General features: G+C 44.5%; 18 protein-coding genes. 7 read left to right on the top strand and 11 right to left on the bottom strand.

Annotated elements, in window-relative coordinates:
- Positions 1-8 precede the first annotated feature (8 nt).
- The 7 genes from EMP01_RS10645 to EMP01_RS10615 all read right to left on the bottom strand — a co-directional run bounded on the left by EMP01_RS10645 (position 9) and on the right by EMP01_RS10615 (position 11,755).
- Complete coding sequence (locus tag EMP01_RS10645; RefSeq protein WP_129021497.1) at positions 9-581, bottom strand: YdeI/OmpD-associated family protein; 573 nt, start codon at positions 579-581, stop codon at positions 9-11.
- Positions 582-889: 308 nt separating this feature from the next.
- The gene (locus tag EMP01_RS10640) at positions 890-1,435 is read right to left on the bottom strand and encodes a DUF7935 family protein (RefSeq protein ID WP_129021496.1); all 546 of its coding nucleotides are present in this window, start codon (positions 1,433-1,435) and stop codon (positions 890-892) included.
- Between the two features lie 24 nt (positions 1,436-1,459).
- Entirely contained in the window at positions 1,460-2,992 is a 1,533-nt protein-coding gene (gene amaB / locus EMP01_RS10635; protein WP_129021495.1) for an L-piperidine-6-carboxylate dehydrogenase, read from the bottom strand.
- A 142-nt stretch (positions 2,993-3,134) separates the two neighbouring features.
- A complete protein-coding gene (locus EMP01_RS10630) occupies positions 3,135-6,173 on the bottom strand; it encodes a PAS domain-containing hybrid sensor histidine kinase/response regulator (protein ID WP_129021494.1) in 3,039 nt (1,012 codons plus the stop codon).
- The gene (locus EMP01_RS10625; RefSeq protein ID WP_129021493.1) at positions 6,160-7,299 is read right to left on the bottom strand and encodes an FIST signal transduction protein; all 1,140 of its coding nucleotides are present in this window, start codon (positions 7,297-7,299) and stop codon (positions 6,160-6,162) included. The genes EMP01_RS10630 and EMP01_RS10625 overlap by 14 nt, the downstream gene beginning before the upstream one ends.
- Before the next feature lie 26 nt (positions 7,300-7,325).
- Entirely contained in the window at positions 7,326-8,684 is a 1,359-nt protein-coding gene (locus tag EMP01_RS10620) for a sigma-54-dependent transcriptional regulator (RefSeq protein ID WP_129021492.1), read from the bottom strand.
- A 2,309-nt stretch (positions 8,685-10,993) separates the two neighbouring features.
- A complete protein-coding gene (locus EMP01_RS10615; RefSeq protein ID WP_129021491.1) occupies positions 10,994-11,755 on the bottom strand; it encodes a class I SAM-dependent methyltransferase in 762 nt (253 codons plus the stop codon).
- A 531-nt stretch (positions 11,756-12,286) separates the two neighbouring features.
- On the opposite strand from EMP01_RS10615, the gene EMP01_RS10610 reads away from it, so the two are divergent.
- A complete protein-coding gene (locus EMP01_RS10610; protein ID WP_237559522.1) occupies positions 12,287-13,189 on the top strand; it encodes a metallophosphoesterase in 903 nt (300 codons plus the stop codon).
- Positions 13,190-13,263: 74 nt separating this feature from the next.
- Here the strand turns inward: EMP01_RS10610 and EMP01_RS10605 are convergent, their stop codons facing one another.
- Genes EMP01_RS10605 through EMP01_RS10595 form a run of 3 tightly spaced genes read right to left on the bottom strand, consistent with a single transcriptional unit; the run spans position 13,264 to position 14,540 of the window.
- Positions 13,264-13,635, bottom strand: a complete 372-nt coding sequence (locus EMP01_RS10605; RefSeq protein ID WP_237559521.1) for a DUF1304 domain-containing protein — start codon at positions 13,633-13,635, stop codon at positions 13,264-13,266.
- 11 nt (positions 13,636-13,646) lie between these two features.
- Positions 13,647-14,069: an organic hydroperoxide resistance protein gene (locus EMP01_RS10600; RefSeq protein ID WP_129021490.1), complete on the bottom strand. Its 423-nt coding sequence runs from the start codon at positions 14,067-14,069 to the stop codon at positions 13,647-13,649.
- A 30-nt stretch (positions 14,070-14,099) separates the two neighbouring features.
- A complete protein-coding gene (locus EMP01_RS10595; protein WP_317125605.1) occupies positions 14,100-14,540 on the bottom strand; it encodes a MarR family winged helix-turn-helix transcriptional regulator in 441 nt (146 codons plus the stop codon).
- A gap of 142 nt (positions 14,541-14,682) precedes the next feature.
- Between EMP01_RS10595 and EMP01_RS10590 the strand changes: the two genes are divergently transcribed.
- From EMP01_RS10590 to EMP01_RS10580, 3 genes are read left to right on the top strand one after another with little or no spacing between them, the layout of a single operon-like run.
- Positions 14,683-15,237 (top strand): RNA polymerase sigma-70 factor, encoded by a 555-nt coding sequence (locus EMP01_RS10590; protein ID WP_161971315.1) that lies wholly within the window; start codon positions 14,683-14,685, stop codon positions 15,235-15,237.
- Positions 15,225-16,145, top strand: coding sequence for a DUF4974 domain-containing protein (locus EMP01_RS10585; RefSeq protein WP_129021488.1), 921 nt, complete (start codon positions 15,225-15,227; stop codon positions 16,143-16,145). Before EMP01_RS10590 ends, EMP01_RS10585 begins: the two co-directional genes overlap by 13 nt.
- A gap of 4 nt (positions 16,146-16,149) precedes the next feature.
- The gene (locus tag EMP01_RS10580) at positions 16,150-17,313 is read left to right on the top strand and encodes a hypothetical protein (protein WP_129021487.1); all 1,164 of its coding nucleotides are present in this window, start codon (positions 16,150-16,152) and stop codon (positions 17,311-17,313) included.
- A gap of 48 nt (positions 17,314-17,361) precedes the next feature.
- Here EMP01_RS10580 and EMP01_RS10575 read toward each other — a convergent pair whose 3' ends face one another.
- The gene (locus EMP01_RS10575; RefSeq protein ID WP_237559520.1) at positions 17,362-18,642 is read right to left on the bottom strand and encodes an MFS transporter; all 1,281 of its coding nucleotides are present in this window, start codon (positions 18,640-18,642) and stop codon (positions 17,362-17,364) included.
- Between the two features lie 109 nt (positions 18,643-18,751).
- Between EMP01_RS10575 and queG the strand changes: the two genes are divergently transcribed.
- The 3 genes from queG to EMP01_RS10560 all read left to right on the top strand — a co-directional run bounded on the left by queG (position 18,752) and on the right by EMP01_RS10560 (position 22,371).
- Entirely contained in the window at positions 18,752-19,690 is a 939-nt protein-coding gene (queG, locus tag EMP01_RS10570; RefSeq protein ID WP_129021486.1) for a tRNA epoxyqueuosine(34) reductase QueG, read from the top strand.
- 73 nt (positions 19,691-19,763) lie between these two features.
- Positions 19,764-20,891 carry a cysteine desulfurase family protein gene (locus EMP01_RS10565; protein WP_129021485.1) on the top strand — a complete coding sequence of 376 codons (1,128 nt, stop codon included), beginning with the start codon at positions 19,764-19,766 and terminating at the stop codon, positions 20,889-20,891.
- A gap of 79 nt (positions 20,892-20,970) precedes the next feature.
- Positions 20,971-22,371, top strand: a complete 1,401-nt coding sequence (locus tag EMP01_RS10560; RefSeq protein ID WP_202616052.1) for a chloride channel protein — start codon at positions 20,971-20,973, stop codon at positions 22,369-22,371.
- Positions 22,372-22,412 lie beyond the last annotated feature (41 nt).

Here is a 22,412-nt window from a genome sequence, read left to right as displayed (position 1 = left end):
TTTCTCTTTTATTTACTCCCCATTACCTGCTCCAAAATCCCTGCAATCCTTTTCTGTCTTGTTTCGGGGCGTTTGGCAGCGATAAGCTGGTACAACATACCTTTCTTTGCTGTTTTGCTGAGTTTCTGGAAAGCATCGGTAGCACCAGAATGGGCATCCAGGGCGCATTGCAGGTCCTCGGGAATGATCATGGCCTCTACGGAGTCCAATATAATCCAGGAGCCATTTTGTTTAGCCAAGTCTATGCTGGCCTGTCCGGCGGGCATCATCAACCCGGTTTCTATTAGTCGGCTTACCTTATCTTTATTGATCTTAGACCAGATGCTGCTTGGTTTGCGGCGGGTGAAATACTGCATGAACCGATCTTCGCCTGCCGATACACGCGTGCCATCGATCCAGCCGAAACAAAGGGCCTCATCTACCGCTTCACTCCAGCTGAGGCTGGGGGTGCCTGATTTTTGTTTATAACAAACCAGCCAGATCGATGTAGCCTGCTGGTGATGGGTTTCCAGCCAGCGGCGCCAGTCTGCACGATTGGGGGCGTAATAGGTAGCATGCTCCGGTATATTGCTGTAGTCCATATGAATGTATTTTGATACAAATATACTATTGCCGGAGACAAGGGTATGTCAGCAGTACTTAGTTTTACAGCAGTAGCCGAATACTATAGTATCCCGGTCAGGATAGGCACACGCCCCGCACATATGCTCTATCTATGCATCTCAATGGCGCCGCAGGTACACTCACCTTTAAGGTGGGTAGCCTTTCTCTTATGGTTAGCTTTCCCGACGTCGTTGCATTTTGTGCGAAAAGGCGCCAGGGGCGTATGTTTAACATAAAGAAAAGGCCACCATAAGGTAGCCTTTTCTTTATAAATATATTTTCAGGACTATGCCTGCTGGTACATCACCATTTTAGCTTCGTTATTGATCATTTCCAGTGCGATCTCTGTAGGAGTCGCATCTTCGCGGGTCATAATGAAGTTAATGATACGGGCATTCAGCTCCTTGGCATCATCTTCCGGCTTAAGACTTTGTGCAATCTGGTTGATCATGGCGATCTCTTGCTCCTTAACCGAAATAACAGTGTTCCAAACCTGAGGAGACACATATATCTGCTGTGACATATTGTGTTCAAACTCTGTTTTGATCTGCTCTACCGTTAAAGCCTGCAACTCGCTTACTGTCATACCTTTGACATACAGTCTCGGTACCAGGTTGCGCGGATGTGCTCTTTCGATAAACAGGATCAGGCGCTCGTATGCCTGCAGACGCAGACGCAGGGTAGTACCTTGTCCTTCGCGGAATACAGCCAGTTGTTTGCGTTTAAACTCACCCACCAGGAATTTATTGACGATCACTACAGAAGCGATCAGCACAATAATGGCTGGAATGATGTATTTCAGTATTTCAAAAATTTGTGCTCCTATGCTCATGGGATGCAATATATAATTTTAATATTACAGATCAAATTTAATACCCTGTGCTAATGGCAGGCTGGTGCTGTAATTGATCGTATTGGTCTGACGACGCATATACGCTTTCCAGGCATCAGAACCACTCTCGCGGCCACCACCGGTTTCTTTTTCACCGCCGAATGCACCACCGATCTCAGCACCGCTGGTACCGATATTTACGTTGGCAATACCACAGTCGCTACCTGCTACACTCAGGAACAATTCTGCCTCGCGCAGGTTTGTAGTCATGATGGCAGAAGATAGGCCCTGAGGCACTTCATTCTGGATAGCAATAGCCTCGTCCAGTGTGCTGTACTTGATTAGATACAGGATAGGTGCAAAGGTCTCGGTATGCACTACTTCGAAGTTATGCTCTGCCTCGATCACACAAGGTTTTACATAACAACCGCTTTCGTAACCTTTACCGGAGAGTACACCACCTTTCACTACAATCTTACCGCCTTCCAGTTCAGCCGCTTTGATCGCTGCTTCATACAGAGCCACAGCATCTTTATCGATCAGTGGTCCTACGTGGTTTTTAGTATCCAGCGGATCGCCGATTTTCAGTTGCTTGTACGCATTTACAATTTTCTTTTTCAGTTCTTCGTATTTGCTTTCGTGGATGATCAGTCTTCTGGTAGTTGTACATCTCTGTCCTGCAGTACCTACAGCACCGAAGATGGCACCGATCAGGGTCATTTCCAGATCCGCATTTTCTGTAACTATGATGGCATTGTTACCACCCAGTTCCAGTAAAGAACGACCCAGGCGACCTGCTACTGCTTTAGCCACTTCTTTACCCATGCGGGTAGAACCTGTAGCAGAAACGATAGGCACACGCTCATCATGGCTCATCAGTTCACCGATCTCACGGCCACCGATTACCAGTCCGCTCACACCTTCCGGTACACCGTTTGCTTTGAATACCTGTGCAATAATTTTCTGACAGGCTACAGCAGTTAAAGGTGTTTTTTCTGAAGGTTTCCAGATACACACATCACCACAAACCCATGCCAGGGCTGTATTCCAGCTCCATACCGCAACAGGGAAGTTGAATGCAGAGATGATGCCGCAGATACCCAGCGGATGCCATTGCTCATACATTCTGTGGCCCGGACGCTCACTGTGTGTAGTCATACCATATAACTGACGGGATAATCCTACAGCGAAGTCACAGATGTCAATCATTTCCTGTACTTCACCCAGGCCTTCCTGCAGGCTTTTACCCATTTCGTAAGAAACCAGGGCTCCTAAATTGTCTTTTTGTTTACGCAGTGCATCTCCAAACTGACGAACGATCTCGCCGCGTTTCGGAGCAGGGATCATTCTCCATTCCTGGAATGCATCTTGCGCTTTGGCTACTACTTTCTCATAATCTTTAGCAGATGTCTGCTTTACAGAGGCAATCAGTTTGCCATCTACAGGAGAAAAAGAGTCCAGGTTGGCGCCTGTGCTTTTCAGCCATTTACTTCCGGTTGAAGTACCTTCATTAACTTTGTCAATGCCTAAAGCAGCCAGTATTTTTTTAGTATTCATAAGATATAAAATGCAATGATTTACAGTGGGCAAATATAACAGTAATTATTCAAATACCTTGTTTAAATATTCGTCAATAAACGAATATGCACCACCAAAATCATAAGGACATTTGTGGTGCATATTGCGTAAAAGGTAAGTCTTACTGGCGGGTTACTTTCAGTGCTTCCACAACAGTGGTCAGTACTTCGGTAATGTGCTGCAAAGCCTCTTCCACCACGGCATCGGCCATTTCGGTCTCTGCACGATTTTCCAGCAGCAGTACATCTCTCCTGAGGGTACTGATACCCATATTCAGTATAGAAGGTTTTAATTTATGGGCCACTGCGCCTAGTTGTGTAAAGTTTTGTTGTGCATATGCCTCTTGTAATTGCACCAGCGATTCCGGTACGATCTTGATAAAGAGGTTTACCATACGCTCCAGGAATACTTCATCACCATCTGCCATATCCCGCAGCTTACCCAGGTCGTAAAGGGCATCTGCTTCCGGCTCGATACTCGTTTTCTGTACAAAATTTTTACGCTCCCCGTGATTGACCCAGGCAAATATGATCTTTACCAGATCCTCCTCATCAAAAGGCTTGGCCAGGTAATCGTTCATTCCTGCTTCCAGACATTTACTGCGCTCGCTGTTATAAGCACTTGCAGTAAGTGCAATAATCGGAATCTCCAGCTGCAACTGGTGACGTATGTATCTTGTAGCCTGTACACCATCCATCAGAGGCATCTGCACATCCATCAGTATGACATCATACGCCGCATCCTTTTGCAGCATCTCCACAGCGATACGCCCGTTTTCTGCTTCTTCAACTACTGCGCCGCGCTGGTTCATAATGGTTTTGGCCAACAGGCGGTTCATTTCATTATCCTCTACCAGCAATACCCTGCAGCCCTGCAGCGCACTTTCGTCAACCGTAGAGTTACGGGCAGCCAGTACAGGATCCAGTGTGCCATAGTCAAACAACAGGGAGAAAGAGATGGTAGTACCCACGCCTTTGGCAGACTCTACTTCAATCGTTCCGCCCATTAATTCGACCAGCTGTTTCGTTATATTCATACCCAGTCCGGTACCACCGAATCTGCGGGTTACACTTTCATCTTCCTGTGTGAATTTTTCGAAAAGATGCTCTTTAAACTCTTCATTCATACCAATACCGGTATCCTTGATCTTGAATGATACACATTGCTGGTCATGCTCCGTTACCGGTTCCAGTGCGCAGATGATGTGTACTGTACCTTTTTCGGTAAACTTGATGGCATTACCCACAAGATTGATCAGCACCTGGTTGATCCGGAACGGATCGCCCCAAACGGCCCTGTGGATACCCGGTTCCCAGTCGATATGCAGCTGTATCCCTTTCTCACTGGCTTTATATTCCAGTATATGGGCAACGTTCTGTACGACCTGGTGCAGGTCAAACGTGATATGCTCGAGGATGATCTTACCTGACTCGATCTTAGACAGATCCAGCAGGTCGTTAATGATTACGAGGAGGTTATTGGAAGCAGAACTGATCGTATCCAGGAACAGTTTCTGCTGTTTATCTAAATGTGTTTTCTGTAACAGCCGGCTGATACCCAGGATTGCATTCATTGGTGTCCTGATCTCATGACTGATATTGGCGAGGAATACCTCTTTGGCATAAGAGGATTGCTCTGCCGCAGCTTTGGCCTTGCGCAGCTCTGCTTCCAGCTGTTTTTGCGGGGTAATATCGAGGTGTATACCTATTGATCCTTTAAACTCACCCTCACTATTAATGACTGGTGCACCGCTGATCAGCCACCATTTGCGCTGGCCGTTTTTGTTCACTACCCGCAGTTCATAAGCATCGGATATACCTTTGCTTCTGCGTTCCATGATCTCCTGTGCCTGAATATTATCTACGCCTCTCATCAGCAGTGCACCCACATTTTCACCAATCAGTTCTTCCGGCGGGTAGCCACTCATTTCGGAGAAGGAGTTATTTACAAACTTCACTTTCTCGTCCCGGTCTACTTCAACCAGGCCAAGATTCATATTGGCAATAATATTACGATACTTTTCTTCACTCTCCCGTAATCCTTTCTCAGCCTGTATCCTCTGTGTAATATCCTGCGCAAAACCAATGATGTAAGGTTGCATGCCATCCTCATTCACCATATAGTTCTGGTATAAGAGGTGAATGAGTTTATGGTCCTTTTTATAAGCCGTCATAATGCCTTCGGCACGACCTTCGGCTAATATTTTGGATAAGTAGAGGTTATTAAATGCAGCTCTTTTGTTGTGCGGGAGTAATAAACTTATATTTCTACCGATCAGCTCTGCCTTACTGTATCCGAATACGGACATGGCTGTAGGGTTAACATCTATGAGTTTGCCCTCCAGGTCATGTGTACAGATCAGCGCCTGGCTGTTATTGAATATACTTTTATACTTGGCTTCACTTTGTTTTACTTTTTCTTCTATTTTCTTACGCTCTGTCAGGTTGAAGCCGTACACGACCATAATGTCCAGAGATCCATCCTGTTTATAGATCGGATGCAGTATACGCAGGTGGTATTCTACTTCGCCATCGGGGCGGGTGATCACCTCTTCCCATTCTCTGCGCACGCCACCTTTTATGGTTTCATTAAAGCGCTGCATACGTTCTGCAACATACTCTACAGGTCGGCCGCGGTATTCGGCATATTCTATCTCGGTCTTACCGATAATCCATTTACGGATTTCTTCATTCTTGATCGCACTTGGGTTGATAAACAGGTAACGGTGGTCTGCATCAATGATAGCAATGTCTGCAGGTATCTGGTTCAGGATGCGCTCATAAAATGCGCGTTGTAGCTCCAGTTGTTTCTCCGTCTCTACACGGCGGTTGATCTCTTCGGTCAGGAAGTTGGCCAGATCAGATACTTCTGAGGTGACCTCTTCAGACATAGGCTGATCTCCTTTAAGCGAAACCAGAGCTGAGCGCAACTGCTGTATAGAGTCATTCTTTACTGCAAGTTCATGTTTCAGCTGATCATTGACATTCAGGTATTCTTCTTCTGTAATACGGAATGCCCTTTCGGAAAGTTGCAGATCCCGTTCAAAAGATTCGTAAGAATTATGTACTGCCTGAATAAAGGCCTGCAACTCCTCGTTGTCCTTACAGGACTCCGGCAGGTATTTATTCAATTGCCTTTGCAGTAATTTATTCAGCTTCATAAAAGGTTGTTATAGTCATTGTTTGATTGTGCAGGCTGCAGGGGCCATGCTGGAGCAGGGGAGCGATCTCCCCGTAAGAGTAAAAACCTATGATGGGTGTTTTACCTCCGAAAACATCATTGATGGCTTCCGGACCTTCTTCAGTACGGTCTTTCAGGATCAGTTTTCGTCCTACGCAACTGATCAGTAAAGCCAGTTGCGGTACTTCTTTATGCATTGCCAGTGCTTGTCTGGCGGCCGACCCGGCGGAGAAAATGATCTTATCAAAGTTGGCCCGCATAAAGCGGACATTGGCACCTAGGGGTATATCTCCGGCAAAGGTCATAGATCCTTCTTCCTGGTCTATAGATAAAATGGTACGCACCACCTGCTCTCCTGTCTCCGGTAAGGTTACCGAAAGCGGAAAGAGTAAAGCTGCACCCGGTAAGAGTTCCGCCTCGGGTCCTAAATATTTTTTATATAATTCCAATGCATTTTTTCCGTCGATTTCATACAGGATATTCGCTTTTGATCCGGTTACTTTCTTCTCCAGACCAAAAGTCTCAAACCCGCCTCCAAAGCCGTGTGACACTTTAAGGTCAGGGCCGTAAAAGCCGATACCGGCGATCACACCTTCTCTCGGTTGTTCATTCAATCCAACCAATGTATCCTTGAAGCGATTGCCGTCGCCGGCCAGTCCGCCGGTAACAGATACATTCTTAGTGGCAATATGATTCAGGGCTTTGGTCAGTTCGCTACCGTTTACTTTGCTTCCGTCAGATAATACTAAAAAGGCTGTAAGATCCTCTTTGGGAAAGGATTCCAGCAGACGCAGACCAGCATCATAACTACTTTCTCCCTCGGTAATGGTAATTGATCTTGTTTTGATCAATGTGGTTGAGAACCGTATCGCTACTACAGCAATGCTGTTATCATACACCTCAGTATCGAATATCTCACCGGCAGTAGAGCAGAGTACAATTTCTGCATTCGGAAACATTTTCCGCAGATCCCCGTAACAGTCATCCTTAAGTAAGTGCTCTTTGGCACTGAATGCCAGGATAAGTTGTACAGAATCGGGGTCCAAAGCCTGATTATCTTTACCGGCCCACTTTCCGGAATGATATAAGTAGCGTTCTACGATCATTGAGGTATAAGTATTAACAACGTTTATTAAATAACGATGGCTTTGTCCTTGATCAATTTGTAGATAGTAGATTTGCCAATATCCAGTTTATCTGCAACCCGTACCACATTATTATCGTACTTGCGCAGATAGGCCGAAATAATATCAATCGTATATTCCTGCAAAGTCTTCTCCTCATAGATCAGGCCTCTCTTAGAGGTGCCAACAGGCGTAAAGGTAATATCTTCTTCCCGTATTTCCCCATCGGATGACATGACCGCAGCAAGCTCTATTATAGCTTTCAGCTCACGTACATTACCGGGATAAGGATAACTCATGAGCTTGTTCTTCGCAGCGGTATTAATCGTTAATGCAGGTAGTTTGTTGGCTTTACAAAACTCTTCCAGGAAAGACTTGGCTAAGAGAATGATATCACTCTCCCGGTCCCTCAATGGAGGCAGGGTAAGCGGCAGGCCGATGAGTCGGTAGTACAGATCCTCTCTGAAAGTATCTTCCTGTACTGCCTGGGCCAGGTCTCTGTGCGTTGCGGTAATGATCCTTACATCCAGTTTGATGCGCTCATTGCCGCCTACACGTACCAGTTCCCGTTCCTGTATTACCCGCAGCAGTTTCGCTTGCAGGCTGAGGTCCAGTTCCGCAATTTCATCCAGGAAAAGGGTACCCTGGTGCGCTTGTTCAAAGCGGCCGATCTTACGGGCAACGGCACCGGTAAAGGATCCTTTTTCATGTCCGAAGAGTTCGCTTTCGATCAGCTCTTTAGGTATTGCAGCCATATTCACGGCCACAAAAGATTTAGCGTTCCGGTTAGAGTTGTAGTGTATGGCTTTGGCCACTACTTCCTTACCGGTACCGGTCTCACCGGAGATAGATACATTGATATTGGTATGCCTTGCTTTTTCCATCATCTGGAACACTTTTTGCATGGCCGAACTATTTCCTTTGATCATTTTGTCCGGGCTGAAACGCTGTCCCAGCTCCTGTTTCAGGTGATCTACCTCTTCTTTTAATTCCTGATGCTCACGTATGCGGATCACCGCATTCCAGAGCAGATCTTTGGTATGTTCGTCTTTAGGTATATAGTCTCTGGCACCGGCCCTGAGCAGGCCGATGGCAGTACTGATGTCTTCCTGTGCACTGATGATGACGACGGGAATAGTATCATCAGTCTGCAATATTTTTTTCAGTACTGTAGTTCCGTTGCCATCTGGCAAGCCATAGTCCAGGGTAATTAATCCCGGCTTCTGGTGCAGGTTGGCAAGGCACTCTTTAGCAGTGGTATAACGACACAATTCATACTCAGGATTCATGGATAAATAATACTCCAGCATCTCCCCGTACCAAGGGTCATCATCCACTATAAAAATCTTAAATTTTCCTTTACTCATTTTTGATTCATCTATCTATATATAAAAGTAGTGTATATACTTTATATTAACGATTTTTTTCCAGAATATAGAAAAATTTTCCAAAAAATGGAATGGATTTGAATAATTTTAATTATTAATATACTGATTATCAATTATTATAAAGTTTGGCACGGAATTGGCATATATTTTATTGAGCAAAGACATCAAATTACAGATTTTGAATGTGGGTTGTATGATTTATTGAAGTATGAAGCAATTTTTTTATTATTCTTCTTTGCGGATCAAAACGGAGCTGTGTGATCTGTATCTAAAGAAATTTTATGGTAAACCATAACACATAGAGGAGTAAATGCAAGCGTCAAAGTAGAAACTTTGACGCTTTTTTTATGCGTTATGCTGCACACAATGGTTTATGCCTTTTCCTGTACAGAGAAGTATATTCCGGAATATGGAACATATTATTAAATAATAAAAATTCAAATTGTTGATTGTCAATTAGGTTAGAGTTTGGCACAGCTTTGGTATATACTATTATGTAAGCAGTTAATAAACTTTACAGATTTAAGTTAATTGAAGTATGAAGTAAAACAATTCTTCTTTACAGATCGCGCGGAGCTGTATGATTTGTAGCAAAAGCTTTTATGGGTAATCCATAATATATAGAGGAGTAAATGCAAGGGCGTCGAAGTTTCTACTTCGACGTATATTTTTTAATAAGAGGGTATTATAATATAGAGAGGAGTAGTAATCGCCGGAGTGTTCACTCTGGCGATCTTTTTTTTAGACAGTAAGGACGCATATAAAATTCAAACTGAAATCCGCATGTAGGTAACTATTTTCTTCGTCCTTTTGTCCGGCAACAAAAGGACCAAAAGTGCCTTTGTTTTCATCAAGGCGATTGCGGGCACCGCCATTTTGTATCGTTGCGTGCATTGATCGTCTGAGCTTAGCGTGTGAGGCGTTCACTGCTCAACGATCGCAGCTCCAACCAAAATGGCTATCGCTGTGATGAAAACAATAAGCGATCCGTACTGTACAGATCGCTCGAAAGGCCTTATAAATCCGGCGTTAAGAAAATCATTGGCTCGGTCGATAAAGTCGAAAACCACTGTCTGAGCGCAGCGTTCTGGTTTGCGACCGACCGACACATTGGTTTTTAGCCAGGGATTTATACAGCCTTGATTTTTGGGCGCTACCTTTTGCATCAAGGCAAAAGGTAGCAAAAGATTTAAATAGACTATTTAAATCATAATATATTAGTTCTTGTTTCCTTTAAGCGGATACTCAGTGAATGCAATTTCCAAAGTACAGAACCTGGTTCCCGAAAATGGAACACATGGCCGAAAATTATTTTATAAATATTTGATTATCAGCTTGTATTAATTGTGGCACAGTTTTGGCATATACTATTATGTTATCAGTTATAAACTTTACAGATTTAAATAGGAGAGTGTTTATTTGAAGTTTAGTTAACCTATTTCTTCTTTACAGATCAAAACAGAGCTGTATGATTTGTTAAAAGCTTTTATGGCTCAGGCCATAATCATAGAGGAGGTAAATGCATAAGCGTCGGGGTTTCTACTCCGACGTTTTACTTTTATTTTGGCATTTATTTTTCGTAGCAACAACCCTTAACGGCGTATGCTCCGGGGTAAATAATACAGTCATCACAGACTATTTTTCCAAGGTACAGAGTATAATTCCTGAAAATGGAATATATAAATGGTTTCTTACTGTGTAAGTTATTGATTGTCAATTGAAATTAATTGTGGCACAGCTTTGGTATATACTATATGTAAGCGGTTAAACTTTACAGATTTAAATAGGAGAGTGTTTATTTGAAGTATAACTAATTATTCTTTACAGATCCATAATGAAGGCTGTGTGATGTGTAAAAAACTTTTATGGCTCAGGCCATAATCATAGAGGAGGTAAAATGCAAAAAGCGTCGGGGTGTCTACTCTGACGTTTTACGTTTTGGTACTACATCCTATTAAGAAACAAAGTGAATTTCCAAAGTACAGAATATAATTCCCGGAAATGGAACAAATGGTCTAATGTTTACTTTGTAAGTAAATGATTATCAATATAAAAAATTTATGGCACGGCTTTGGTATATAGTATTGTGTAAGCGGTTAAACTTTACAGATTTAAGTATAATGCTATTTGAAGTATGAAGTGATTATTCTTCTTTACAGATTAAAACGAGCGCTGTGTGATTGTAACAAAATATTTTTTATGGCGGCTAACCATAATTTATTAGAGGAGTAAATGAAAAAGGAGTCAAAGTATCTACTTTGACTCCTCATTTTTTTATACAATAACGATTACTTCCTGGCGATATATAAAATTTCTTTACGATCCAGGCGGTACTGTTCTACCAGCGCAGGATCAAGCCTGCTGACCAGGTCATTCTCCTCAACGGAGAAGCCCGCAGCCCGTAGCTTATCGGGATAATCCCGGCCATACAGGCGTACATGATCTTTCTGCCAGTAATGTATTTCTCTTAACTCATCGGTATTATAACGTTCATCTTCCAGGGTGAATGCGCTATGGTAATCGACAGGTACCTGTAATATTGCCCAGCCTCCAGGTTTGAGTATACGGTATAATTCTTTCATACACTGCTTATCATCCTCCACATGCTCCAGTACATGATTACAGAAAATCACCTCAAAACTATTGTCCTCAAAAGGTGCATGATGCAGGTCGAAATGTATATCTGCTATAGGCGAATTATAATCTGCGGTAATATATTGCTCTTGTTTCAGCTTGCGGAACCGTTTATAAAAACACTGCTCCGGTGCAATATGCAGTACCTTAGCGTTGGATGTGAAAAAATCGGTTTCCTGCTGCAGGTATAACCACATGAGCCGGTGCCGCTCCAGTGAAAGCGTGCCTGGTGCCAGCACATTATGACGTTTGGTTTGCGCGACCTGTCCGTAAGGCAGGAAGCTGCGGTATGATTTGCCATTGATCGGGTCAGTAAAGCGATTGCCCTGGTACAGGAATTCTAAAATACTGCGCAGGCGTACGCTGAGTTCGATTAATACAGGGCGGGGTAGAACTCTTAATAAATAGTGATACATGGGTTGATGATTTGCCCCTATGACCCCGATGATTAAAAATACCCTTGCTCTGACGGGGTATTTTTTTAGTTTTTATTTATGGGAAAAGTGATCTCTCGGCTTAAGTTGATATATTCTCTATTGTGTGCCTCTGCTTTTAGAAAACAAAGATTTACATAGTTTGGTTTTCTATTTATTCATATTGCTACCTTTTGCCTTGATGCAAATGGTAGCGTCAAAAAATCAAGGCTATATAAATCCCTGGCTAAAAATCAATGTGTCGGTCGGTCGCAAACCAGACTCACTTCTTTCAGACAATGGTTTTCGACTTTATCGACCGAGCCAATGATTTTATTAACGCCGGATGTATAAGGCCGGTATAGCGATCCGTACAGAACAAATTGCTTTCATCACAGTAATAGCCATTTGGGTGGTGCGGTGATTGCATGCCTTGTACCATGAGGTGCCCGAAGAGTAACGATCAAAGTACACAACAGTACAAATGTTGTCTACATGCGGATACTTTATTGTCTATTTTTTGCACCGTGCATAATGAAACAACTGTGTACCCGTTATCTTTATACAGATTTGCTGATATATTTTATGATGAACCGCAGGAAATTTATGCGTTACTGCCTGGCTCTTGGTGCCGGCGGATTAGGGCTGGGCTTATATTCATGGCAGGTAGAACCCTATTGGGTAGATTGGGTGAAACTGACCATGCCGGTGCGACATCTGCCAGCGGAACTTGCAGGCAAGACACTGATGCAGATCAGTGATATTCATATCGGCAAACGATTTAACTACGACTATATCATTAAAACCTTCAGAGAAGCACAGGCGCTGCAGCCCGATTTTGTGGTCTTTACCGGAGATTATGTCAGTACATATAAGGATAAGGTATTGTTCCATTCCCTGGAAGAGGTGATGCAGCATGCACCCAAAGGGCGTCTCGGTACTGTGGGCATTATGGGGAACCATGATTACGGCAAAAAATTTGCAGAAAAAGAGGTCGGTAATGAGGTCGCTGCATTGTTGCAGCAACTGGGCATTCATATGCTGCGCAATGAGCAGCAGGCATATGCAGGACTTAACTTTATAGGCTTCGATGATTACTGGGGGCCATCTTTTGATCCGGGGAAAGTAATGAATGCATATAATCCGGAGCAAGCCGGTATTGTATTGTGTCACAACCCGGATGTTTGCGACCTGGATATCTGGAATGGATATAAAGGATGGATACTGGCCGGACATACACATGGCGGGCAGGCCAGGCCGCCATTTCTGGATCCCTTGATCCTTCCTGTAAAGAATAAAAGATACACTTCCGGTAAGATTGAACTGGAAAAGGAGCGTACTCTGTACATCAACCGTGCCTTAGGGCACCTGTGGCCCCTGAGGTTTAATGTAAGGCCGGAGGTAACGCTGTTTACCCTGGAGCCTGCTATTGTATAAAAAACAATACCGGCCACCACAAGGACGACCGGTATACTAACCCCTAATGTAATTATTCTATATCAACACGCTGATTATCTGGCCAGTAATACAAACACTAAAGCCAGTATGGCGGGTAATGCCTGTACGAAAAATATCTTTTTTGTTGCGGAAAACGCACCGTAGAGACCTGCTGTAATTACACAGGAAAGGAAGAAGATACCTACATTAACCGACCATACAGGATCGGAGATCAGCAATGACCAGATCAGTCCGGCGGCCAGAAATCCGTTATACAAACCCTGATTGGCGGCCAGGCCTTTTGTGGGTTTGAACAGGGCTTCCGGTAAGGCACTTTTAAAGGTCTTTTTGCCTGCTGTTTCCCAGGCAAACATCTCCATCCACAGGATGTACAGGTGTTCCAGGGCTACTACGGCAACTAATATATTGGCGATTACTGACAGCATAGGATATGTTTTTAGTTATTGGTTACAGTTATTAATACTTCCATATTATTACGGGTAGCATTAGAGTAAGGACAAATCTGGTGTGCTTTATCTGCCAGCATTTGCGCCTCTTCTGTGCTTACACCGGGAATATTGATCTCCAGGTTTGCTGCCAGTCCGAATGCACCATTACCAATCTGTCCAATGCTCACTTTGGCCATTACACTTGTCTCACCGGTTGTTGTACCACTCATCTGGATCACTCTGTTCAATGCACTGTCAAAACAAGCGGCATAGCCAGCTGCAAATAATTGTTCAGGGTTGGTATGATCGTTATTGGCACCACCCAGTTCTTTAGGCATTCTAACAGTCAGATCCAGTACACCATTATCGGTGCGTACCTCGCCGTTACGGCCTCCTTTTGCAGTAGCTACTGCTGTATACAATGTTTTCATTTATTAGTGTTTTTATATTTGTGAACTTATTTATTTGTCTAAAATTTTTTCCGCCAGTTGTTTCAATTGCTGCATTTCCTCAAGGCTTAGTCCCATACTTTCCAGCATCTGGTGCGGAATCGAACAGGCCATTTCTTCCATTGCCCTGCCGGATGGGGTAAGGCTGATATTTACGACACGTTCATCTGCCTTACTTCTCTTACGAATAATCAATCCTTTCAGCTCCAGTCTTTTCAGCAGTGGGGTGAGGGTGCCACTATCCAGTTTCAGCAGCGCCCCCAGCTGATTCACCGTTTGGGTATCATGTTCCCACAATACCATCATCACCAGATATTGCGGATAGGTAATATCCAGCGCATCCAGCATGGGGCGGTAATATTGTATAATCTGCCGTGATAAGGCATAAATGGGAAAACATACCTGGTTTTCTAAAAGAAGTGCTTCCTGCATAATCGTTTCTCTTAATCTCAATGCAAAAGTAGTATATTTTTTAAAATTAAATTGTACACAATTTAATTTTAAAAAATATTAACACAAGGAAAGGGGGATTGGAGCAACTATAGGAACATGAGAATATTTTGTTAGTTTTGTTATCAACCCTTTATCCATACGCTTGCCTGATTTTGAACATATATACAAACAGCATTTTGAATCTTTATATCGTTATGCTTTTACGATTGTTAAAGATTCTGCCCTGGCACAGGATATCACCCAAGATGTGTTCCTGAACTATTATCATGTATGCATACAAGAGGAAACGGAGGTGCAGAATGCCAGAGCCTATCTATACAGAAGTATTCACAATCATGCCCTGAAACAGATCAGGAACAGCAGCCGGCAGGAGACCCTTGGCCGGAACTTCTCTGCCCAGCAGCAATCCACTCCTAACAAAGAAGAAGAACTGATCGACCAGCATACCCGCACCGAATTTTACCGTATGGCCAATGAGATACTGGATAGTCTGCCACCGCAATGCCGTATTGTATTTGAGAAGAGCCGCATGGAGCATAAGAAATATGAAGAGATTGCAGAAGAGTTGCATATCTCTACCAAAACGGTAGAAGGGCATATTTCCAAAGCCCTTAAGCTCATCCGCTCTTTCCTGCAGGGACAACCGCAATCTACTATTACCACCATGCTATTTATATTATTCATATGCCGCAAGTAAGTTTTGAACTCCTGCTTAAGTACATGGATGGCAAAGCCAGTCCGGAGGAAGCGATGCTCATCGATGACTGGTGTGCTGCAGACTTGCGCCATAAAGAATATTTTGACCAATTATTCCTGACCTGGAACCAGCAAGACCAATACCTGCAGGCCGATCCGGATCATACCCTACAGCAGTTAAAGGCTAAGCTGCCGGTACATAATGATGCAACTGCTCCAAAAAAGCACCGTTTTGCTATGGCAAAAATTGCGGCTGCTATACTGGTACCGGCATTACTGGTAACCTGGTATTTCATCAACCAAAAGGGCAATAGGCCATACCTTACACAAGGTGAGACGCACTTTTTTGCTATTGATACCAGTGTTTTGCTGAACAGCGATCACCGCATCGATTGCCAAACGGGTAGTGCTCTTGCATTCAACATCAAAGACAATATCATAAATGCAGGATTTACCGGTAGAGGACAGTTCAGCATCAGCCATAAGGAAATACAAAGACTGTTCTTACACCTTAATGATACGCTGAGCCTGGAAGATATCGGCACGCGCTTCCTGCTGAGCAATACTAATGATAGTGTTGTAGTACGGGTACAGGAAGGAACCGTAGCTTTGTATATGCCATCAGATACTATTCTGCTGGCAGCAGGGCAATCTATACGCCTGATGCCACCGGCAAAGTTTGCACCCTATGCCGACTTTAATCTCAGGAATATCTCCTTAGAAGAAGCTGTACAGATTATACAGCAGCGACTGGGCTATACTATCCGTATCAGCAGCGCGGCGCTCAAAGAGGAGCGGATAGACCTGGTAGCGGATCATGCCGGTATAGATGAGGTACTGCAGATGCTGAGTGCCACTATTTCCTGCAAGGTTAAAAAAGAAAACGACACTGTTTATTCCCTGTACTGATCCTATGCGTTATATCATTAGCCTTATTTTTTGCTGTCTGTTTGCACTGAACATGCATGCGCAGGTATACCTGGCCAATAAAGTTGTCAATCTGCCCAAAGGCAGGTATACATTATATGAGCTGATGCAGGAGGTGAAGCACCAAAAGCAACTTTCCTTTTCTTACAATGCCAAAGCCGTGAATGGGGATATGGTTATTGTACTGAAAGGACAATACACGGACATGGATCAGCTCTTTGCCCATCTCCGGAAGCAATACCATATCGGACACCACATAGTTGGCAAGCATATTGTACTGTATAAAACAAAGGGCCGGAAAAAGGTACAACGCAAAAATATTCCTATAGTTGCCAAAACGGATACGCGGCAGGATACCATATTATCAAAAACAACCATCAGCCCGGAAGCATTCATTGGTCCGCTGGCCTGGGAACCCAATGTGCATGCGCTTTCAGACAGCAGTTCGGAGATTGTTCCGGCTGGTGCAATGGCACTTGCAGAAAGTAGTGTGAATACCCGTGAGCTGTTTCGCTCCAAGCGCTTAAGAGCAGCACCTTTTAGACCGGTACTGTCATTGCGCCCTTTTGCAGAAGCGATGCTGTATGGGGATGAGTTATTCTACCTGAATCCGCAATTGTCTGTAGGCACAAATGGCCTGTATGTTTCCCTGTCTTATGCATACCACAATACCGGTGCGCATCTGCGTTATGGAATAGGTTACCGGCAGGAGCTTGATGATAAAAGTGCGATACGGGTATATGCGAGCTGGGGTCAGCCAAAAGCCAGAACAAGTGTCTTTTATGACTCCATCATCCCGCCGGATTCGCTGACAACGGTACGTATAGAAGGTGTGGTGCGCAGCGAGGCTAATCTCTTTAAAGCCGGTCTGGTTTATGAATATGCACTCAGCAAAACACTCGGGTTGCAGGTCGGCATTGTGTTTAATCATATGCGTACCTGGTTTTATTTCGGAGCCAGTGATCAGACAGTTGCACTGAACAGTTTACCGCCTCAGCTGGGCATCAGTGATCCTTCCGGTTTTGAAATATTTAAAACACCTTATCAGTTGCAGACCACAATCAGTATGGATAAACCTTCTTATGATAAGTCCTGGCTTGGGTTTCATGCCGGAATTGTATTCAGGCCATTTGCAAAACGGGAGCGATAAATATCGCTCCCGTTTTGTTTAATATCGTTTAAGTATCTGAAGGCTGCACTATTCGTGATGTTCTTCGAACTTGAAGTTACGTAGCTGTGGTGTTCTGAAATAGGTTATGGCTACAATCAGTAAGGTAATACAACCGCCAGTTACAATAGCCGGTACCGTACCCAGCCAGCTGGCCATCATCCCGCTTTCAAAATCGCCCAGCTCATTGGAGGAACTGATAAACATGCTGTTTACCGAGGCCACCCGTCCACGCATTTCGTCCGGTGTAACCAGCTGCAGGATGGTGCTTCTGATCACCACACTTACCCCGTCAAACATACCCGAAAGCAGGATGCAGAAGAAGGAAAGAAAGAAATTGGTAGACAAGCCAAAGCCTATAATACAGAGCCCGAAGCCCGCTACGCAGGCAAAAAGCTTTTTGCCGGGATTGGTTTTTAAGGGAAGGAAAGCAAGTATACCCAGCGTCAACAGCGAGCCTATACCGGTCGCAGAGCGCAATACACCAAAGGCCGTCGGTCCGCTGAAAAAGCTGCCATCTGCCGGAAATAGTTCCTGCTGAATAGCTGGTAGCAGGGCAATAGCGCCTCCGAATAATACAGAAAACATATCCAGCAATTGTGCGCCTAATAAGGTCGGTGTTTTGAATACGAAACGTAACCCTTCGCCGATGCTTTTCAGTACTGGCTCCCGCTCTTTCTGCAGGATAGGTTTGGGTTTGATGCCTATGGCCGGTAAGAGCAGTAATAGTTCTATGACCACCACGGTAGTCATACCGGTTATGGGTCCTGATAAGGCAATGATTGCTCCAGATATGAGCGGCCCCAGCACGGCCCCTAATTGCCAGGCCATACTGGCCCAGCTCACCCCGTTAGGGTACTGGTTTTTGGGAATCAGCAGACTGACCAGCGAAAAAGAAGTAGGCCCCAGAAATGCACGGATAATACCGCCCAGGAAGATCACCAGGTATATAAGGACTATGCGAAGATCATGCGTCAGGTGCTCCGCCGCAACAGGCGTGGAAAGGTATAAAAGCCCCGCACCGAGGAAGATATAGGCTGTAATGATCTGGATCATCAGCTTTCGCTTCTCCCGGAGGTCAACAAGGTAGCCAGCAAAAAAAGAGCTGCCTATTACCGGGATTACCTCTGCAAGGCCCACCATCGCCAGGGCTACTTTACTATGCCCGGTAATCTTGTAAATCCAATAGGTAATAACGGTAAACTGCAGGCTCAGGGCAAAGATCAGCCCGAAACGGATGACCAGGTAGTAGAGGAACTCTTTGTTCTTCAGCGACTCATTCTTCGCCAAAAAGGTTCGTGCAAAGCTCACAGGAAATAATTTAGAAAAAGACACAAAGGTACAGATTTGGCAGATTGAGCATCAATCATTTTTGTTAATTAGGGTATATTGACAATCTCTGGTTATTTTTGCAGGAGATATGCAGGCGACGACCATCAGTGAATATACCCGAACGGTAAAACAACTCAGCAAACAGCTGGGATTTGATTACTGTGGCATTGCGCAGGCACAGCATCTGGATGAGGATGCCCGCAGGCTGGAAGCCTGGCTGAACAAGGGCTATCATGCAGGGATGAGTTATATGGAGCGCAATTTTGATCTGCGGACCAATCCAAAACTATTGGTTCCCGGTGCCCGATCTGTTATCACGCTGATGATGAATTACTATCCTGAAGCGCAACAGGCTGCAGATGCACCCAAAATAGCCAAGTATGCTTTCGGAGAGGATTATCATGAGGTGATCAGGGCTAAATTACATGCCTTCCTGGCCGGATTACGGGAACAGGTGGGTGAGGTAGAGGGTAGGGGATTTGTAGACAGTGCCCCGGTACTAGAGCGTCGCTGGGCCCAAAAGAGCGGGCTTGGCTGGATCGGCAAAAATGCAAACCTCATTACCAAATCTTCCGGTTCTTTTTACTTCCTGGCTACGCTGATTGTGGATCTGGAGCTGGATTATGACGATCCGTATGCAAAGGATTTCTGCGGTACCTGTACCCGTTGCCTGGATGCATGCCCTACGCAGGCTATTGTATCTCCTTCTGTGATCGATGCCAATAAATGTATATCATACCTCACTATTGAGCTGAAGGATGAACTGATCCCGAACGAACTGGCGGGTACATTCCAGAACTGGATGTTTGGTTGTGATGTATGCCAGGATGTATGCCCCTGGAACCGTTTTTCCAGTCCCAATACAGAAGAACGTTTTACTCCTATACCAGAAATTCTCAATTTCACCACAGGCGACTGGGAACAGCTGGACGAAGACTTTTTTAAGGTGCTGCTCAGGCATTCCCCGATCAAGCGTTCCAAATGGAAAGGGGTACAGCGAAACCTGCAGTTTATCAAGACTTCTTAAAAAATTATCAAAGCGTAGAAAAGACTATGGGAAATAAGTGCTTTTTTGTAACTTTGACCATTATTTTTTAATTATGCAACGTATTTATTTCGACAACGCAGCTACTACTGCGCTGGATCCCAAAGTATTAGAAGAAATGCTCCCTTTTCTTACGGAGAAGTTCGGTAACCCTAGTTCTATCTATTCATACGGGCGAGAGAGTAAAATGGGCATTGAATCGGCCAGAAAAACCGTTGCTAAAATACTACATACCAAACCAGGTAATATATTTTTCACTTCAGGAGGTACAGAGAGCAGCAACACGGCCATCCGTGCAGCCATCCGTGATCTGGGCTGTAACCACATCATCACATCGCCGATTGAGCACCACGCTACACTGCACTGTGCAGAATACTGGGAACATCAGGGTATTAAAGTGTCTTATGTAACCATTCTTCCGACCGGACATGTAGACCTGGATTCTTTACGTAATTTATTAGCGTCACATACCGATGGCAAAACATTGGTGACCCTGATGCATGCCAATAACGAGATCGGTAACTTACTGCCTATACAGGAAGTAGGGGAGATCTGTAAAGAACATGATGCCGTATTCCACTGCGATACTGTGCAAACAGTAGGTCACTACCCGATAGATCTGTCACAGATCAATGTACACTTTGCTACCGGCGCGGGACATAAATTCCATGGACCGAAAGGTGTAGGTATCCTGTATATAAGTGATGAAGTAAGCATCAAACCAATGATCAACGGTGGTGGTCAGGAGCGTAATATGCGTGCCGGTACCGAGAACCTTTACGGTATTGTAGGTTTTGCCAAAGCATTACAAATGGCTACAGAAACCTATGAACAGGATTCTACTTATATCCGCAGCCTGAAGAGATATATGGCAGAGCAATTGCAGCAGCAGCTTGGCGATGTATCTTTCAATGGTGACTGGGACGGGCAGTCTCTCTACACAGTACTGAATGCATCTTTCCCTAAAACAGAAAAGTCAGAAATGTTACTGATGAGCCTGGATATGGCCGGCATCTGTGTATCCGGCGGCAGCGCCTGCTCCAGCGGGGCCAGTGTGGGCAGCCATGTGATCAACTGCATTGATCCGGGCAGCGACAGGGTACCGGTGAGATTCTCTTTCTGCAAACACAATACCACAGCAGAGATTGATACGGTTATCGAGAAATTAAAAGAAATACTTTAATCATAAATAAATAAGTGCCCGGTTTCGGGCATTTATTATTTCATATACTTTCTAATCTTTAAAGAAAACGCTGCTTGTTTTGAACATAAAACATTTAAGAACAATCATCCGACTAAAGAATAATGCTGCTGTGGCGTACACAAGGAGCTATCTTAAAGATTTATACGATCGCACAACAGAAACCAATACACGCCTTAAAACGCAGCTGCTCCAGTTTATTCCATTCCTGGTAGCCTCTCTGGCAACCGGTATTGTTGCCGTGCTGTACAGTAAAGTATTCAGCTATTCCGAAGAGTTATCGGGCTACCTGTTCCGGCTGAATAAATACCTGATTTTCGCGGTTACGCCCTTATGCTTTTTACTCTCCTGGTGGCTGGTGCGCCGTTTTGCACCTTATGCCAAGGGTAGTGGTATACCACAGGTAATGGCTGCTGTCGAACTGCGTAAACCACAGGAACGAAAACTTATTCACCGTTTTCTGAGCCTGCGCATCATCATTGTAAAGATCCTATCCAGTGCTGTTAAAGTAGTCGGCGGAGGAATAGCCGGTCGCGAAGGCCCTACGATACAGATTGCCAGTTCTATTTTTTACCAGGTACACAAATGGCTTCCCAAATGGTGGCCTCCCATATCTCAAAGCAATATCCTTATTGCCGGTGCAGCATCTGGCCTCGCAGCGGCCTTTAATACTCCATTAGGCGGTATTATTTTTGCTATAGAAGAGCTTTCCAAATTCCACGTCAAACATTATAAATCACCCCTGTTTATTGCCGTTATTGTAGCGGGATTAACAGCGCAGGGACTGGGCGGATCTTATCTGTACCTGGGTTACCCAAAGCTGGATAGCAGTGAATGGTTGCTGACAGCCGGAGTAATCATTACGGCTATTGTTGCCGGATTTTTCGGCAGCAAGATGTGTGTACTCCTGCTCAAAGTGATGCAGTTGTTCAGACGGTTTACCCGTACCTGGCAACAGGTCGCAATAGTTGTTTTTTGTGGTCTTTTTGTAGCCACTTTTATATTCTTTCTGGGCACAGAAGCGATGGGTTCCGGTAAGGAATTAATGGAACGTACTTTATTTACGAGCAGCAAGTCCGTAGAATGGTATACTCCCTTTGTGCGGATGAATGGTCTTATTGCATCATTCAGTTTTGGCGGCGCGGGAGGTGTATTTGCACCATCACTCAGCTCAGGAGCCTCCATAGGGGCCTTTCTCGCAGAATGGATGCACTTTACGGGACCAGAGGCCAACCTGCTGATCCTGATCGGTATGACTGCATTCCTGACCGGGGTGACAAGGGCTCCGTTTACCTCAGCTATTATCATTTTTGAAATGACGGACCGGCACAGTGTGATCTTTTTCCTTTTGCTGGGCGCAATCATTGCCAATGTGATCGCCAGCTTTGCCGACAAACATCCATTCTACGACCGTTTAAAAGCGATGTACCTGAAAGAAGTTAAGCCTGCTGAAATGGTTTAAATTCCGTAATATTGTGTGTATACCACAATCACATATACAAC

This window comes from Edaphocola flava (assembly GCF_004118155.1).
Classification (GTDB): domain Bacteria; phylum Bacteroidota; class Bacteroidia; order Chitinophagales; family Chitinophagaceae; genus Edaphocola; species Edaphocola flava.
This window is presented reverse-complemented; position numbering and strand designations above follow the sequence as displayed.

Excerpts from the sequence above, each read along its gene's own strand:
- amaB (WP_129021495.1), bottom strand. The coding sequence starts at position 2,992 with ATGAATACTAAAAAAATACTGGCTGCTTTAGGCATTGACAAAGTTAAT.
- EMP01_RS10585 (WP_129021488.1), top strand. The coding sequence starts at position 15,225 with ATGCCGCAAGTAAGTTTTGAACTCCTGCTTAAGTACATGGATGGCAAA.
- EMP01_RS10580 (WP_129021487.1), top strand. The coding sequence starts at position 16,150 with ATGCGTTATATCATTAGCCTTATTTTTTGCTGTCTGTTTGCACTGAAC.
- queG (WP_129021486.1), top strand. The coding sequence starts at position 18,752 with ATGCAGGCGACGACCATCAGTGAATATACCCGAACGGTAAAACAACTC.
- EMP01_RS10565 (WP_129021485.1), top strand. The coding sequence starts at position 19,764 with ATGCAACGTATTTATTTCGACAACGCAGCTACTACTGCGCTGGATCCC.
- EMP01_RS10620 (WP_129021492.1), bottom strand. The coding sequence starts at position 8,684 with ATGAGTAAAGGAAAATTTAAGATTTTTATAGTGGATGATGACCCTTGG.
- EMP01_RS10625 (WP_129021493.1), bottom strand. The coding sequence starts at position 7,299 with ATGATCGTAGAACGCTACTTATATCATTCCGGAAAGTGGGCCGGTAAA.
- EMP01_RS10610 (WP_237559522.1), top strand. The coding sequence starts at position 12,287 with ATGAAACAACTGTGTACCCGTTATCTTTATACAGATTTGCTGATATAT.
- EMP01_RS10600 (WP_129021490.1), bottom strand. The coding sequence starts at position 14,069 with ATGAAAACATTGTATACAGCAGTAGCTACTGCAAAAGGAGGCCGTAAC.
- EMP01_RS10640 (WP_129021496.1), bottom strand. The coding sequence starts at position 1,435 with ATGAGCATAGGAGCACAAATTTTTGAAATACTGAAATACATCATTCCA.
- EMP01_RS10630 (WP_129021494.1), bottom strand. The coding sequence starts at position 6,173 with ATGAAGCTGAATAAATTACTGCAAAGGCAATTGAATAAATACCTGCCG.
- EMP01_RS10645 (WP_129021497.1), bottom strand. The coding sequence starts at position 581 with ATGGACTACAGCAATATACCGGAGCATGCTACCTATTACGCCCCCAAT.
- EMP01_RS10605 (WP_237559521.1), bottom strand. The coding sequence starts at position 13,635 with ATGCTGTCAGTAATCGCCAATATATTAGTTGCCGTAGTAGCCCTGGAA.
- EMP01_RS10615 (WP_129021491.1), bottom strand. The coding sequence starts at position 11,755 with ATGTATCACTATTTATTAAGAGTTCTACCCCGCCCTGTATTAATCGAA.